Source organism: Microbacterium sp. KSW4-4 (genome assembly GCF_023091185.1).
In the GTDB taxonomy this organism is placed as follows: Bacteria; Actinomycetota; Actinomycetes; order Actinomycetales; family Microbacteriaceae; genus Microbacterium; species Microbacterium paraoxydans.
Genome location: NZ_JAHWXJ010000001.1, coordinates 293,541 through 309,179, shown reverse-complemented (window position 1 = coordinate 309,179; position 15,639 = coordinate 293,541). Strand labels below are relative to the sequence as shown.

Sequence of the window (15,639 nt, the reverse complement as noted above, 5' to 3'; positions counted from 1 at the left end):
ACCTGCCCCTCAATCCCGGAAGGCTGGAATACCACGACCGGGAGCATCGTCGCTGAGTCCACCCACGGTCTACGCTCATGCGAGTTTCACCTGCCCGCCGGGTGGTGAGCGACGTAAGGGGGAAACACCATGGGGTTCGACGCGCGCGAACGACTCCTCGCCGCAGGTCTCGGCCTGGTTCTCGCGACAGGCACACTCCTCGCCCCGATCGGCGCGACCGCCGTCGTGCTGCCACCGGCGAAGGACCTCCCGCTGCTCGTCACATACGTCGCCCGGGTCTGCGATCAGTACACCGACGTCATGGCGAACAAGGCCCGGAACAACCTCATGGAGTCGCTGCGTGATCTCGGCGCGGACACGACCTACCCGGCGAACGGCATCATCACGGTCGCCGATGAGGAGGCAGGATCCCCGAACTGTTCCCCCCTGACGGACTGGCGTCTCACCATGGGCCGCTCCCACCAGGGGAAGTCCGCTGCGACTCTGAACCTCTCGACGGTGACGCAACCGTTCGCCTACACTATCGTCACGAAACCGAGCGTGCCGGAACTCGACGCGCAGGGAGCGGACACCGGCCGCATCATCGAGGGGGCCGTGACCGTCGAGCTCGACTCCACACAGGCGCAGATCGTTCGATCCGGGCAGACGCTTTGGGTACAGGGCGGCACGCCCTCGGAGCCTCTGAACGGTCGACAGGAAACGCACGGATATGCGGCGCTGCGGTGTGCACAGGACGCCGTCAACGGAGACAACGTCGAGTTCCTGTCCTTCCCGAAGAACCAGACCCACGTCTTCTGCTACTACTACGCGGTCTCTCCCCCACCGGAGTCCGGGACGATCGTCGTCCGGAAGCAACTCGCTCCCAGCTCGCTCGGGCAGGGCACGTTCCGGTTCGACGGCAACCTGTCGTATGCGGACACGAACCGGGACGGCGTCAACGACTTCACCCTTTCCCCGTCCGCCTCCTCACCCGCGTCGCAGACGTTCATCCGGGGCGCGGTCGGAACGGGCGAACCGGCATGGGAAGTCACCGAGGCGCCCACGGATGGATGGCAGCCTACGGGCCCTCCCGTGTGCTCCAGCGCGGGAGGGACACCGGTGACGATCACGGAGATGACCGCGCAGATCCGCCTTCTCGCCGGCGACACGGTCACGTGTACATTCACGAACGAGCGGGTCCGCACCGGTCCGGGAACCCTGTCCAAGCTCACCGTGGGCGCCGGGGGCACCTTCCCGTTCGCGATCGACGTTCCCGCCCCAGGAGCCGACCGACAGACGACCGTCACCACCGCCGGTGACGGCGACCAGGCTCTCGTTGCCGAATCGCTCGGTTCGACGCCCGGCACATACACCGTCACGGAGACGCTCCCCGCGCCGACCGGAGCAGGGTCGTGGGAAGCGCAGGGCGCGCAGTGCAACGGTACGGAGGTTCCCCTCACCGCCGACGGGCAGCAGCGGACGGGGACCGTCGAGATCGGCGAAGGCGAGACCTTCGACTGTGTCGTCACCAACCGGTACACCCCGGGCGGGTCGATCACGATCCGTAAGGCGACCACCCCCGTGGCGGGCAGCGCAGGATTCGTGGTCACGCCGAGGGAGGGCGCACGGATCACCCCCGGAACGTCGGCTACCTACCAGGCGGTGGCCACGACGACGACGGTCGGTGAGTTCGTGGAAGCGGAGTGGGAGGGTCCGCCCGCTGACGCGTTGACCGTCGAGCCCTCGGCGCATTACGGCATCGTCGAGCTCCTCCCTGCGCCGAGCGCCGAAGGATCCTGGAGTCTCGCCTCCGCCGACTGCGGCGCGAATGCGGCCACCGTGGACACGGAGAGTGCCAGCGTCGACGTCATCCTGACTCCGGAGAACCCGGATGCGATCTGCGACTTCACCAACGAGTTCCAACCCGCGGGGCACCTCTTGGTTGTGAAGAACGGCAGCGACGACGTCGCGTTGCGTGCCGGAGACGCGAGATTGGAGGTGCAATGCACCCCCGACACGTCCTACTCCTTCGCTCTCCCCGTCGGAGCCGGAACCGCGGATGCGGGAAACGCGACCGTGTTGGAAGCCCACGAGTGCAGGGTCATCGAAACCGAGACCGGCGCCGCACCCGATACGACCGTCGCCACCACCGCCTCGATCACCATCGACGGGGGCGCCCCCGTCGCGCTCGAGCCTTTCGACGCCCCATTCCCCGTCCGCCCAGGGGTCGACACGGTGGTGACGATCGACAACCGGTACACGGCTGATCCCGCGCCGCCCCCCACCCCGTCGCCGTCACCGTCGATCAGCCCCACCGGCGGTTCCGGGGCAGAGGATCTCGCCCGCACCGGGGTCGACCGTGGGTTCCTCGCCATCATCGTCGCCCTCGGAGCTGCCACGGTCGCCCTCGGCCTGGTCCTGCTCCTTCACCGGCGACGCACATCGACACGTCGATGATTCCCCTGCGCCCGGCGGGTGCTGTACATGAGCAGGGTCAGCACCGCGGCCAGGAGCGTGCCGATTCCGGCGACGGCCAGGGCGCCGGCAGGTCCGACGGCGACGACGAGGGGCGCGGCGAGGGCCGTGCCGGCGTAACCGGCGGTCTGCGTGACTCTGCCCATCGCTGCCAGGGCGCGACCGCGGGTGCTTTCGGGAACCGCCGACACGACGATGAGGCGGATCGCGGCGACGTGGATCGTGGGAATGAGCACGTGATTCGCCTCCTAGATCCGCGGAATCACGCTGATCGAGAGGTTTGAGCGGTAGGGCGGGTCGGACTTGAACCGACGATCGTTGGGTTATGAGCCCACTGCCTTAACCAGCTTGGCCACCGCCCCGTACCGCCCCAGCCTAGCGGGGCGAGGTCTCACGCCTCGCTCGCCTGCGTGTGCGTGGCCGCATGCTCCAGGTAGATCGCGGCATTCGCCAGCAGCGAGGCGCGTTCGTCGTCCGAGAGCGATCTGCGCACCTTCGCCGGCACGCCTGCCACCAGGGACCCCGGCGGCACCTCGGTCCCACCGAGCACGACGGCACCGCCGGCGATCAGGCAGCCCTCTCCGATCACGGCGCCGCTGAGGACGACGGCCCCCATCCCGATGAGAGAGCCGTCACCGATCGTGCAGCCGTGCACGACAGCGTTGTGCCCGATCGACACCCGTGACCCGACGAGGACGGGATGCCCGGCGTCGACGTGGACCGACACGTTGTCCTGCACGTTGCTGCCAGCGCCGATGACGATCGGCGAGGAGTCACCGCGAAGCACCGCGTTGTACCAGACGCTGGCACCGGCTCCGAGGGACACCGCGCCGACGATGCGGGCGCCGTCCGCGACGAAGGCGGTGTCGTCGAGCTCGGGGGTGCGATCCGGGAGGGCGAGGACGGAGGCTCCGGCAGCGATGCTCATGAGGCGAGACTACCCTCACTCCCCCGGAATCACGCGGAAGTGAGTGGAGCCTCAGCTTCCTTGCGGAATGCCTGAGCCTGAGTAACGTTGTACTCGTCAGACAGAGAACTTCATTCGGAGGAGCAAGAAGATGAGCAAGGCCCAGACCGTTTCCACCACCGCCATCGACCCGACTGTGGCCGCCGGTGCGGCGCAGTTCCTCTCCCCCGTCGTCCTCGGCCTCCAGGCGCTGACCGTCAACGGCAAGCAGGCGCACTGGCACGTCCGCGGCGCCAACTTCGTCGGCGTGCACGAGCTGCTCGACACGATCGTCGCCCACGCGGGTGACTTCGCCGACACCGCGGCCGAGCGCATCGTCGCTCTGGGCCTGCCGATCGACGCGCGCGTGAACGCCGTCGCCGAGAAGGCAGGCGCCACCGGCGTTCCCGCCGGCTTCGCACAGTCGGACGAACTGATCCGAGCCGTGATCGCCGACATCGACGCGATCCTCGTCGACGTCAAGGCAGCCGTCGAGGGCCTGGACGAGGTCGACCTCACGAGCCAGGACGTGGCGATCGAGATCCAGCGCGGGCTGGAGAAGGACCGCTGGTTCCTCGTGTCGCACATCGCGGCCTGACACCACGCACACGACGAAGGGCGGCTCCGATCCGGGGCCGCCCTTCGTCGTGTGCGCGCCGCCTCAGGCGACGTGCGTGAGGCGACCGCCGAGCAGCGTCGTGGTGACGGGCATCGTCCGGAGCCCCGCCGCGTCCGCAGTGCGAGGATCACTTCCGAGGATCACGATGTCTGCGCCCTGACCGGGGCGGAGCGACGTGCGGACACTCGCTTCGAGGGCCTGATCCAGCGTCACCCGCTCCTCCGGATGCCAGGCGGCCCGATCGTCGTCGGTCCGCCACACCGCCGCGGAGATCGCGTGCCAGGGGTCGAGCGGCGCGACCGGCGCATCGGAGCCGAAGCGCACCTCCGCACCCGCCGACAGCAGCGAGGCGAGCGGGTAGCCGATCGCGGTCTGCTCCGCCCAGTGGTGCTCGACCAGGTCGCGGTCGTCCACCGCATGCTGGGGTTGGACGCTCGCGCGCACCCCGAGCCGGGCGAATCGGGTGAGGTCGGCGTGCCGCACCAGTTGCGCATGTTCCATCGACCCTGTGGCACCGGAAGCGCCGAAGGCGTCGAGGGCCGCCGTCACAGCGCGATCGCCGATCGCGTGCACGGCGGCCTCGATCCCCGCTCCCGCCGCAGTGGTCAGCAGCGCCGTGAGCTCCTCCGGAGGCACCGTCAGCACCCCGTAGTTCGCGGGGTCGCCGGGGTAGGAGTGTGAGCACGCCGCGGTACGGGTGCCGAGCGAGCCGTCGCTGATGACCTTCAACGACCCGACCCGCACGAGGGATCCGACCAGCCCGGTCGGATCCGGCACCGCAAGGCGCTCCCCCGTGCGGAGGCCCGTGGTGATGGCCCGATCGAGATCCGCCGGGTAGAACGCGAACTCGACACGGTGCGCGGCGAAGCCCGCGAGGATCCGTCGCGGCCAGGCATCGGCGTTCCACGCCATGTCGAAGTCGACCAGACCGGTCACACCCCGTGCCGCGGCCGCCGCCCCCGCACGGATGACCGCCTCATCGCTGTGGGCAGGGTCGACGGCATTGAGCCGGCGGGAGATCTCGAACGCGTCCTCCTCGCGGAGCAGACCGTCGTCCGCGCGGAAGCCCTCGCGCGCCAGGGCCGCCGAGTTCAGCCAGACGCTGTGCACGTCCGCATTGATCAGGTAGGTGGGCACGACGCCGGTCTCGGCATCGAGCGCGGCCACGGACGGCCGATCCGGCCACAGCGCGTCCCGGAACCCCGCGCCGATCCGTCGTCCGTCGGGCAGCACGGGCGCATCGCGCATCAACCTCGCGGCCCCGGCGGCTGAGTCCGCTTCCCCCAGAGGGACGCGCTCCGCCGCGAGAGCCCACTGCACGGTGTGCACATGGTTGTCCCAGAGCCCGGGCACCGCCCAGGCACCGTCGGCCTCGATGACCTCGCCGCGCGCCGGCAGGGCCCCGGTCGGCGCGATGTCGACGATGCGTCCGTCGGCGAGGTGGAGGTCGACCGGCTCATCGTCCAGCAGGAACTCCCGCCCCGGACCCACGGGGCGGACGGCACGAACCGTACCGACCTCGACGCCGAGGGCGCTCACGCCCCGCCACCCGTCCGCGCGTCCTGCGCACGACGCATCTCCGCGGCGAGGGCGGCGTTCGCGTACGGCCCTTCGGCATGCAGCGCCGCGATCACCGCCTCGATGGTCTCCGCAGGCTTGTTCTGGCTCAGCTTCCGCTTGGCGACGACCTTCGTCGGGGTGAGACGGAAGCCGACCGTTCCGGATTCGAGTCTCTCGATGAAGGCCGCGTCGTTCGGACGCTCCCACATCAGGCGCGGGTCGGGCAGGCGCGACTCGAACCGCGCGACCAGGGCATCGAGCACACGGAGGTTCTCCGCGGTGCTGAGGATCTCGGGAACGCCCGACAGGTGCACCGCGGTGTAGTTCCAGGTCGGCACCGCGGGGACGTCGCCGTACCAGCCCGGAGAGACGTACCCATGCGGCCCTTGGAAGGCGAGCAGGATCTCCCGCTCCCCCAGGCCGTGGATGGCGTCGTCCGGGCGGCCCACGTGCCCCACGACCGTCAGATCATCGCGGTCGTCGTCGAGGAGGACGGCATAGTGCGAGGCGACCAGACCGTCCTCAGGCGCACTCACCACCGTCCCCCACGGGTTGGCATCGATGAGGCGGCGGATCTCGGCCACATCGGCGAGCGTGAAGCTCGGATTCTGTCGCATGGATCCCAGCCTAGAGCGGCGGGAGCCCCGAAGATCCCGCCCTCAGGCCTGACAGCGCGGGCACCAGTACAGCTTGCGGGCGCCGATCTCCTCCAGCGCGATCTCGGTCCCGCACACCCGGCACGGCAGGCCCGCCCGGTGGTAGACCCAGTGGCGGTCGTCGCGGCTCGCCATCGCGGCGCGGTACTGCTCGGGAGACAGCCCGTCCATGGTCATCATCTGGCCGGTCTCCACGCCGATGGCCAGGAGCCGCACCCAGTCATGCCAGAGCGCCCTGACGACATCCTCCGGGACGTCGCGGCCGGGCGTATGCGGGTTCAGCCTCTGCCGATAGAGCATCTCCGCGCGGTACACGTTGCCGATGCCGCTGACGACCGCCTGGTCCATCAGCAGCAGGGCGATCGGGGTCGGCTTCTTCCGCACGGCGCGGACGAACCGCTCCTCGTTCTCCGCCGGATCGCCGACGAGCGGATCGGGACCGAGCTTGGCGACTGTCGCCAGCATCTCCTCGGGGGTCTGCAACACGCACGCCGTGGGACCGCGCAGGTCGGCCACCGTGATGTCGGTCATCAGTCGCAGGCGCACCTGACCCACCACAGGGGGCGGCCATTCGTCGATCTCGTCGGTCAGCCCCTTGGTCTGCTCGGACATCCGCACGTGGACCCTGGCGCGCCGCGGTGCCCCGATCGAGGCGAGCGAGTTCTCCCCCGCGTCGTCGAGGATCGTCTCGTCGAGAGTGGTGCCGCGCTGATTGGTCTGGCCCATCCGGCCGTTGGCCGACGCGATGGTGGGGTCGACGAGGATCTCCCCCGCGAAGTCCCAGGCACCGTAGAGACCGAGGTGCACGCGCAGCCAGAGGTCATCCTCCGCTTCGAGGAACATCTGCTTGCCCACGGCCTGCACGCTCACGGCCTGACGTCCGTCGAGCACCGCGGCGCCCTCGGCGAAGCGTCCCTGCGGGCTGGAGGCGCTCATCGTCTTGCCGACGAAGTTGCGATCGAACTGCCGCGCGATGCGGTGGACGGAATGTCCCTCGGGCATGTCAGGCTCGGGGGTCCGGGAGGAGCGAGCCGTCGCGCTCGAAGTCGGCGATCTGTCCGATGCGCCGGATGTGCCGCTCGTCGCCGGAGAACGGCGTGGCGATGAACCGGTCGATGAACGCCGTGACCTCGTCGTAGGTGTGCTGACGAGCTCCGATGGAGATGACGTTCGCGTCATTGTGCTCCCGCGCGAGTTCGGCCGTGGAGAGGTTCCAGACGAGCGCTGCGCGGACCCCGGCGACCTTGTTCGCGGCGATCTGCTCGCCGTTGCCCGAGCCGCCGAAGACGACACCGAGCGCCGGCACCCCGGTCGCCTGATCGACGACGACGGCCTGCGCCGCCCGGATGCAGAAGGCCGGGTAGTCGTCGAGCGCGTCGTACTCCACCGGACCGTGGTCGATCACCTCGTGCCCTGCGGCGCGGAGATGCTCCTGCAGCCGCGTCGAGAACTCGAGTCCGGCGTGATCGGTGGCGATGTGGATGCGCATGTTCTCCATCCTAGGATCCGCTCCGTCCGCGACTCAGGGGGCGATGCCGGCCGCCGCGGGCTTGAACCCCGCGCGCACGTTCTCGCAGCACCCGGGACGGCAGACGTCGAAGGCGCCGGGCAGATCGGTGACGTGCGGACGCTCCGCGTTCGGGCGCCCCTGCAGGCGCTCCTCGATGAGGTCGACGATGCCCTCCACGAAAGCCTCGCGGACACCGGGCGTCGGCGTGCGGACGAAGGCGAGGCCCGCCTCCTCCGCGGCCTCGGCGGCCTCGGTGTCGAGATCCCAGAGGACCTCCATGTGGTCGCTCATGAAGCCGACGGGGACCACGATGACCGCCTTGCGACCGCGCGCCGGGAGCTCCGCGATCACGTCGCAGACGTCGGGCTCCAGCCAGGGCTGCGACGCGGGGCCCGAACGGGACTGGTAGACGAGCTCCCAGGGCACGTCGGCGGCTCCCGGGATGGCGGCCCGCACCTGCTCCATCGTCCACTCCGACACGGCGAGGTGCTGCGCGGCATAGGCCCCGCCCTCGCCCCAGTCGATGTCGCGGGCGCCGGAGCGCTCGGCGTCGGCGGTCGGGATGCTGTGCGTGGAGAAGAGGACCTGGATCTCGGTCGGCGCGAAGCCCTGGTCGAGGTAGGTCTGCACCGACTCCCGCACGCCCGCCTCGAAGGCCTCGACGAAGCCGGGGTGGTCGTAGAAGGGGCGGATCTTGTCGATGGTGACCGTCTCGCCGAGGCCGGTGTCGGTCAGCACGCGGGCGAAGTCCTCGCGGTACTGGCGGCAGCTGGAGAACGAGCTGTACGCGCTCGTGGCGAAGGCGAGGAGGGTGGTGTGGCCGTTGGCGGACGCCTCGGGCAGCACGTCCTCGAGGTACGGACCCCAGTTGCGGTTGCCCCAGTACACCGGGAGATCGATCCCCCGGGCCACGAGCGCCTTCTCCAGCGCCTCCTTGAGCACGCGGTTCTGGCCGTTGATCGGGCTCACGCCGCCGAAGTGACGGTAGTGGTGCGCGACCTCCTCCAGCCGCTCATCCGGGATGCCCCGACCGCGCGTCACGTTCCGGAGGAAGGGGATCACGTCCTCCTGGCCCTCCGGGCCGCCGAAGCTCGCCAAGAGGATGGCGTCGTAGGCGACGGGCGTGGTCACATAGGGGGCGCCGCCGGCAGCGGCGGGCGAGGCAAAGGGAACGACATTCGGCTCGATCGCGGTCACCCCTCCATCTTCCCACCTCCGCGGACGACGAGCGTCCGCACGACCGTGACTATCCCCGGTTCGTGAGGATCGACGGCGCGCGCGTCGCTCTGGCGTAGGCTGTCAGGGTTGCCGTCGGCGCCAACTGCGCCGACCCCCGGTTACATCCCCTCACCCCTGGGAGTACAGCTTTGCCTGGAGAGAACCTCACCCGAATCGAAGCGCAGGAGCGCCGCGACGTCGTCGACACGCACTCCTATGAGGTCGCCCTCGATCTGACCAAGGGCGCCGAGGTCTTCGGCTCCCGGAGCGTCGTGCGCTTCTCCGCGTCCCCCGACAGCTTCACCTTCATCGACCTCATCGCCCGCGACGTGCGCGAGATCTCGCTCAACGGAGAGCAGCTCGACCCGCGCGAGGTCTTCGCCGACTCCCGGATCGCGCTCGCCGGTCTGCAGGAGGAGAACGTCCTCGTCGTCGACGCCGACTGCCTCTACACCAACACCGGCGAGGGCCTGCACCGCTTCGTCGACCCGGTGGACGGCGAGGTGTACCTCTACTCGCAGTTCGAGGTGCCCGACTCCCGTCGCGTGTTCGCCGTCTTCGAGCAGCCCGACCTCAAGGCCACCTTCCAGTTCACGGTGACCGCCCCCGCGGAGTGGAAGGTCGTCTCCAACTCCCCCACCCCCGAGCCCATCGTCCACGATGACGGCGTCTCGGCCACCTGGGGCTTCGAGCCCACGCCCCGGATCTCCTCCTACATCACGGCTCTCGTCGCCGGACCGTACGAGGCGACCTTCTCGGAGCTCACCAGCGCCTCGGGACGGGTGATCCCGCTCGGGGTCTACGGACGTAAGAGCCTCTGGCAGCACCTGGACGCCGACTACATCTTCGACAAGACCCGTGAGGGCTTCGCCTACTTCGAGTCCAAGTTCGGCGTGCCGTACCCGTTCGCCAAGTACGACCAGCTCTTCGTCCCCGAGTTCAACGCCGGCGCGATGGAGAACGCGGGAGCGGTGACGTTCACCGAGACGTACGTCTTCCGCAGCAAGGTCACCGACGCCGTCAAGGAGCGTCGCGTCGTGACGATCCTCCACGAGCTCGCCCACATGTGGTTCGGCGACCTCGTCACCATGAAGTGGTGGAACGACCTCTGGCTCAACGAGTCGTTCGCCGAGTGGGCGTCCACCATCGCGACGGCCGAGGCGACCGAGTGGACCGAGGCCTGGACGACCTTCAACGCGATGGAGAAGACCTGGGCCTACCGCCAGGACCAGCTCCCCTCCACGCACCCGATCGTCGCCGAGATCAACGACCTCGAGGACGTGCAGGTCAACTTCGACGGCATCACCTACGCCAAGGGAGGCTCGGTCCTCAAGCAGCTCGCCGCGTGGGTCGGCATCGAGGCGTTCTTCGCCGGTGTCTCGCAGTACTTCCAGAAGCACTCCTGGGGCAACACCGAGCTCAGCGACCTCCTGACGGAGCTGGAGGCCACGAGCGGCCGCGATCTCGGTACGTGGTCGAAGAAGTGGCTGGAGACGGCCGGGGTCAACACCCTCGAGCCCGTCGTGGCCGAAGACGACAACGGCAAGATCTCGCGCTTCGCCATCACCCAGACGGCTCCGGCCGACTACCCGACCATCCGTCCGCACCGTCTCGGCATCGGCTTCTACTCGCTGCAGGACGGCGCGCTCACGCGCACCCATCACATCGAGGTCGACGTGGACGGCGACCGCACCGAGGTCCCCGAGCTCCAGGGCCTCGACCGTCCCGACCTCATCCTCCTCAACGACGACGACCTCGCGTACGCGAAGATCCGTCTCGACGAGAAGTCGCTCGCGACCGCGATCGCCCACCTCGCCGACATCCACGACCCCCTCGCCCGCTCGCTCGTCTGGGGCGCCGCCTGGGACCAGACCCGCGACGCGGAGACGGCGGCGTCCGACTACATCGACCTCGTTCTCGGCAACATCGGCCGGGAGACCGAGTCCACCACGGTCCGCACCACCCTCGCGCAGCTCCGGACGGCCGCGACGCTCTACGTCGCCCCGGCGGAGCGCGAAGCCGCACGGCTGAAGGTGGCCGACGGTCTCTGGGCGCTCGCCGAGTCGGCGGAGGCCGGCAGCGACAGCCAGCTCCAGTTCGTCACCGCCTTCGCGAACAACCTGGTGACGCCGGAGCACGCCGGCATCGTCGGGCGTCTGCGCTCGGGTGAGGAGACGCTCCCCGGACTCGATGTCGACGCCGACCTGAGCTGGCAGCTCCTCGTCGGCCTCGCGACCATCGGCGCGACCGACGCCGGGGCCATCGACGCCGCGCTCGCCGCCGACAACACCGCCAAGGGTGCGGAGTTCGCCGCGCAGGCGCGCGCCGCGCTTCCGGATGCCGCCGCGAAGCAGGAGGCCTGGGACGCGCTGATCGCACGCGACGACGCCCCGAACACGATCGTCCGCTCGGCAGCCCTCGGCTTCGTCCACCCGGCGGGTGTGGAAGTGCTGGGCGCCTTCGTGCCGCAGTACTTCGACATGCTCCTGCCGGTGTGGGAGTCGCGGACCTACCAGATCGCGCAGTACCTGGTCGTCGGGCTCTTCCCCACCGCTCTCGCCGACGTCGCGCTGCGCGATGCGACGCGAGGCTGGCTCTCCGCGCACCAGGACGCGCCGCCCGCCCTGCGCCGGCTCGTGCTGGAGAACCTTGCGGACGTGGAGCGTGCCCTCGCCGCGCAGTCCCGCGACGCCGAGGACTGACCCTCCACCACCGACACCGACACGGGCCTCTGCCGTCGCTCTTCCAGCCGGCGCAGAGGCCCTCTCGGTACCATCGACACGATGCTGATTTCCGCTGAGACGACCCCCACGCCGACGCCCGCCGAACTCCCCGCGTGGGTGGTGGACATGCTCGCGCTGCTGACCAAGGTCGGCGGCAAGCTCCTGCAGATCGCCCTGATCATCGGCGCCTGCGTCCTCATCGCGCTCGTGCTGCGCCGGGTGATCAGGCGGGTCGTGCACCGCATCGTCGACACCGCCAAGAACAAGGCCGCCGTCGACGACACCCAGGCACTCGAACGCTCCCCGCTGGCCGACATGCGACTGGTCCAGCGCACGCGCACGCTCGGCACCATCCTGCAGAACATCGTCAACGTGATGCTCGTGATCATCGCGATCATCCTCATCGTCAACGCGATCGACAATGCTCTCCTCGGCTCGCTCACCCTTCTCACGGCGGCGGTCGGTGCCGGTCTCGGTTTCGGCGCCCAGAACATCGTCAAAGACGTGCTGAACGGTATCTTCCTCGTCGCCGAAGACCAGATCGGCATCGGCGACGTCGTCGACCTCGGGCTGGCGAGCGGCGTCGTCGAGTACGTCAGCGTGCGCGTGACCCAGGTGCGGGACGTGAACGGGACCCTCTGGTACGTGCGCAACGGAGAGGTCACCCGGATCGGGAACATGTCGCAGGGCTGGGCGCGCGCGATCGTCGATATCGGTGTGGCACCCGATTCCGACCTCGAACAGGTCGAGCACATCCTGCTGGAGACGGCGCAGGGCCTGGCGAAGGACCCGAAGTGGCGCACCCGCATCGTGGAGAAGCCGGAGCTGTGGGGCCTGGAGTCGGTGGACGGCGACGCCCTCGTGGTGCGCGCCGTCATCAAGACCAGAGCGAACGCGCGAGACGACGTGGCGCAGGAGCTCCGACGCCGGCTCCGAGCCGCTCTGCTGGAGAAGGAGATCGACGTGCCGCGTCTCGCGGACGTCGTGCCCACCGGATTGGAGGGTGCGCGCCGCGTGCGGGGCGCCAACCCGCCGAAGACGCGCCCCAACGCCGTCACCGGGGTGCCCGTGATCCCGGATCGCGGCATCTGGCGGCGCAAGAAGAACACCGGCAGCGACGGGAGTGCAGACAAGTGACGTTCTACGACGAGGTCGGCGGGCGCGAGACGTTCGCGAAGATCGTCTCGGTCTTCTATCGCGAGGTCGCCCTCGACCCGGTGCTCAAGCCGATGTACCCGGAGGAGGACCTCGGTCCGGCCGAGGAGCGGCTGCTGCTGTTCCTCGAACAGTACTGGGGCGGCCCGAGCACCTACGGCGAGACCCGTGGGCACCCCCGCCTGCGGATGCGTCACATGCCCTTCCGCGTCGACCCCGACGCCCGCGATCGTTGGCTTCGTCATATGCGCACGGCTCTGGACGAGGCGCAGTTGTCCCCGTTGCACGAAACCACTCTCTGGGACTACCTGGAGCGCGCCGCCTATGCCATGGTGAACACATTCGAGCCGTCCGGCATCGGCACGGCTCCCCAGGGGCGCACGACCCTGGAGACCCGCACCCGTCAGGATTCAACGGAGACCCCATGACGACCACACCCCCGACCGCAGACGTCCTGGTGATCGGTTGGGGGTTGGCAGGTCTCGTGGCCGCCGCGGAAGCCCTCGAGGCCGGACGTCGCGTCGTCATCGTCGATCAGGAGCCGCGGACGAACCTGGGCGGGCAGGCGTGGTGGTCCTTCGGCGGGCTTTTCCTCGTGGACTCTCCGGAACAGCGCCGCCTCGGCATCACCGACTCGCTCGAGCTCGCGACCCAGGACTGGTTCGGCACCGCCGGATTCGACCGCCCCGAGGACGAGTGGCCCCGGCGCTGGGCAGAGGCCTATCTGCAGTTCGCGGCCGGCGAGAAGCGCTCCTGGCTCCGCGCCCGTGGTGTCGGCTTCTTCCCGGTGGTGGGCTGGGCCGAGCGGGGCGGCTACGGCGCCCTCGGTCCGGGGAACTCCGTCCCCCGCTTCCACATCACCTGGGGCACCGGGCCGGGGATCGTCGCCCCGTTCGCGGCCGCCGTCGAGCAGGGAGAGCGCGAGGGACGGCTCACCGTCCTCGCCCGACACCGCGTCGAGGAACTCGTGCTCACCGACGGACGCGTGACCGGTGCGCGCGGGAGCGTGCTGGCGTCGGACGGTGCCGCCCGGGGCGTCCCCTCGTCCCGAGACCTGATCGGCGCGTTCGAGATCGACGCGGCGGCGACGATCGTGGCCTCTGGGGGCATCGGCGGAAACCATGACCTCGTCCGAGCGGCCTGGCCCTCGCGCCTCGGCACTCCCCCGGCGCACATGCTCTCCGGCGTGCCTGCCTATGTCGACGGCTCGATGCAGACCGTGAGCGCCGCCGCCGGAGCCCGCCTCATCAACGGCGACCGGATGTGGCACTACGTGGAGGGCATCACGAACTGGGACCCGGTGTGGCCGCAGCACGGCATCCGCATCCTGCCCGGGCCCTCGTCGCTGTGGCTCGACGCGACCGGACACCGGCTCCCCGTTCCGCTCTACCCTGGCTTCGACACCCTCGGCACGCTCGAGCACCTGCGGCGGACGGGCCACGACCACTCCTGGTTCGTGACCTCGCGGCAGATCGTGGAGAAGGAGTTCGCGCTGTCCGGCAGCGAGCAGAACCCGGATCTCACCGGCAAGGACGTGGCCCTGCTCCTCAAGTCCCGCCTCGCGAAAGGGCCGACCGGGCCCGTGCAGTCGTTCCTCGACGAGGGCGAGGACTTCATCGTCGAGAACGACCTGGAGTCGCTGCTGGAGCAGATGGCGACCCACCCCGGGGGCGAGCTCCTGGACATCGAGGCCGTGCGCCGCGAGGTGGTCGCCCGCGACCGGGAGATGGCCAACGACTTCAGCAAGGACCCGCAGATCGGCATGCTGCGCTCGATGCGGGCCTATCGCGGTGACAAGCTCATCCGCACCGCGGCCCCGCATCGGCTCCAGGACCCCGCCGCCGGGCCGCTGATCGCCGTCAAGCTGCACGTGCTCACCAGGAAGTCCCTCGGGGGGATCAACACGGATCTGGACGGTCGCGCCCTGGATGGAAGCGGCGCGCCGATTCCCGGTCTCTTCGCCGCGGGCGAGGCCAGCGGCTTCGGCGGCGGAGGCGCGCACGGCTACCGAGCCCTGGAGGGCACGTTCCTCGGCGGGTGCCTGTTCTCCGGCCGTCAAGCCGGACGCGCAGCGGCTGCCGTCGGCTGATCCCGAGCTGCCCGCCGGTCCCGCGATGGCGTCAGGCGCGGGTGCCGGTGGCTCGCACGCCGGTCAGCCCGGAAGCCACGGGACCGCGGGCGAGCACGTGGCCGCGGCGGAACGCGAGCCGCGTCCAACGACCGGAATGCGTGACGGGCACGTCCTCTTCGCCGGAGATGAAGCCGAGCGCGTCTGCCGCGAAAGCGACGCCGCGCGGCAGGCCGCCGAGGTCGTCGTCCGGCTCGCCCCAGATCGCCGCGCGGAGCGCGCGCACCGCCTCTTCGCCGGATCCCGGTCCCGCGCCGTGCGCGACCGCGGAGATGCCCCACTGCGCGCGCTGCGCGATGACGGAGGCGGTAAGGGTCGACTCCAGTGCCCACCCCTGTCGTGGGGGCGCGACACCGGCCCACGCGGGTGAGAGAGCGGTCTCCGGCAGGGCGAGGCGCTGCGGGTCGTCCGTCGACCTCAGGGCGTCGATCACGAGGTCGCACTCGAGCTCCGGGTCGGCTCGGACGATGCGCATGGCAAGGATCGTCGGCGTCTGATCGAAGAGCCCCTGAGGCGCGAGGACCGCCGTGGTGAGGGCCAGCACGCCCTGATGAGCCTGGAGCCGCACACCCTCGTCGGACACCCGGGCCGCGCGGCCCGTGAACGTGAGGACATCCTTCGCCGTGTCCGGATCGGCGAGCAGGAGCTGAGGGGTCACGCGTTCTAAACT

General features: G+C 69.9%; 14 protein-coding genes and 1 tRNA gene. 6 read left to right on the top strand and 9 right to left on the bottom strand.

What is annotated here, in order from left to right; all coding sequences use genetic code 11:
• Positions 1-129: 129 nt before the first annotated feature.
• Positions 130-2,436 (top strand): hypothetical protein, encoded by a 2,307-nt coding sequence (locus tag KZC57_RS01535; protein WP_247640895.1) that lies wholly within the window; start codon positions 130-132, stop codon positions 2,434-2,436.
• Here KZC57_RS01535 and KZC57_RS01530 read toward each other — a convergent pair.
• The 3 genes from KZC57_RS01530 to KZC57_RS01520 form a co-directional block, all read right to left on the bottom strand.
• A complete protein-coding gene (locus tag KZC57_RS01530; RefSeq protein ID WP_105949805.1) occupies positions 2,406-2,690 on the bottom strand; it encodes a hypothetical protein in 285 nt (94 codons plus the stop codon). The genes KZC57_RS01535 and KZC57_RS01530 overlap by 31 nt on opposite strands.
• A gap of 52 nt (positions 2,691-2,742) precedes the next feature.
• A tRNA-Ile gene (locus KZC57_RS01525) sits at positions 2,743-2,816 on the bottom strand.
• Positions 2,817-2,845: 29 nt separating this feature from the next.
• On the bottom strand, positions 2,846-3,382 hold the full coding sequence (locus tag KZC57_RS01520; RefSeq protein WP_105949804.1) for a gamma carbonic anhydrase family protein: 537 nt from the start codon (positions 3,380-3,382) through the stop codon (positions 2,846-2,848).
• 130 nt (positions 3,383-3,512) lie between these two features.
• On the opposite strand from KZC57_RS01520, the gene KZC57_RS01515 reads away from it, so the two are divergent.
• Complete coding sequence (locus KZC57_RS01515) at positions 3,513-3,998, top strand: Dps family protein (RefSeq protein ID WP_025103404.1); 486 nt, start codon at positions 3,513-3,515, stop codon at positions 3,996-3,998.
• Positions 3,999-4,061: 63 nt separating this feature from the next.
• On the opposite strand, the gene KZC57_RS01510 is transcribed toward KZC57_RS01515, so the two are convergent.
• The 5 genes from KZC57_RS01510 to KZC57_RS01490 are packed head-to-tail and all read right to left on the bottom strand — an operon-like array spanning position 4,062 to position 8,942.
• Positions 4,062-5,558, bottom strand: a complete 1,497-nt coding sequence (locus tag KZC57_RS01510) for an amidohydrolase family protein (protein ID WP_247640894.1) — start codon at positions 5,556-5,558, stop codon at positions 4,062-4,064.
• A complete protein-coding gene (locus tag KZC57_RS01505; RefSeq protein WP_247640893.1) occupies positions 5,555-6,196 on the bottom strand; it encodes an FMN-binding negative transcriptional regulator in 642 nt (213 codons plus the stop codon). The genes KZC57_RS01510 and KZC57_RS01505 overlap by 4 nt, the downstream gene beginning before the upstream one ends.
• Before the next feature lie 42 nt (positions 6,197-6,238).
• Positions 6,239-7,237, bottom strand: a complete 999-nt coding sequence (locus KZC57_RS01500) for an Fpg/Nei family DNA glycosylase (RefSeq protein WP_217585059.1) — start codon at positions 7,235-7,237, stop codon at positions 6,239-6,241.
• Position 7,238: 1 nt separating this feature from the next.
• Positions 7,239-7,724, bottom strand: a complete 486-nt coding sequence (locus KZC57_RS01495) for a ribose-5-phosphate isomerase (protein ID WP_247640892.1) — start codon at positions 7,722-7,724, stop codon at positions 7,239-7,241.
• A gap of 33 nt (positions 7,725-7,757) precedes the next feature.
• Positions 7,758-8,942, bottom strand: coding sequence for a ferrochelatase (locus tag KZC57_RS01490; RefSeq protein ID WP_144881059.1), 1,185 nt, complete (start codon positions 8,940-8,942; stop codon positions 7,758-7,760).
• Positions 8,943-9,112: 170 nt separating this feature from the next.
• On the opposite strand from KZC57_RS01490, the gene pepN reads away from it, so the two are divergent.
• From pepN to KZC57_RS01470, 4 genes are all read left to right on the top strand, one after another.
• Positions 9,113-11,665 carry an aminopeptidase N gene (gene pepN / locus KZC57_RS01485; RefSeq protein ID WP_217585057.1) on the top strand — a complete coding sequence of 851 codons (2,553 nt, stop codon included), beginning with the start codon at positions 9,113-9,115 and terminating at the stop codon, positions 11,663-11,665.
• Between the two features lie 81 nt (positions 11,666-11,746).
• Positions 11,747-12,823: a mechanosensitive ion channel family protein gene (locus tag KZC57_RS01480; protein ID WP_247640891.1), complete on the top strand. Its 1,077-nt coding sequence runs from the start codon at positions 11,747-11,749 to the stop codon at positions 12,821-12,823.
• Positions 12,820-13,269 (top strand): globin, encoded by a 450-nt coding sequence (locus KZC57_RS01475; RefSeq protein WP_105949800.1) that lies wholly within the window; start codon positions 12,820-12,822, stop codon positions 13,267-13,269. Before KZC57_RS01480 ends, KZC57_RS01475 begins: the two co-directional genes overlap by 4 nt.
• Positions 13,266-14,930 (top strand): FAD-binding dehydrogenase, encoded by a 1,665-nt coding sequence (locus tag KZC57_RS01470; RefSeq protein ID WP_247640890.1) that lies wholly within the window; start codon positions 13,266-13,268, stop codon positions 14,928-14,930. The genes KZC57_RS01475 and KZC57_RS01470 overlap by 4 nt, the downstream gene beginning before the upstream one ends.
• A gap of 31 nt (positions 14,931-14,961) precedes the next feature.
• Here the strand turns inward: KZC57_RS01470 and KZC57_RS01465 are convergent, their stop codons facing one another.
• Positions 14,962-15,627, bottom strand: coding sequence for a hypothetical protein (locus tag KZC57_RS01465; protein ID WP_247640889.1), 666 nt, complete (start codon positions 15,625-15,627; stop codon positions 14,962-14,964).
• Positions 15,628-15,639: the final 12 nt, after the last annotated feature.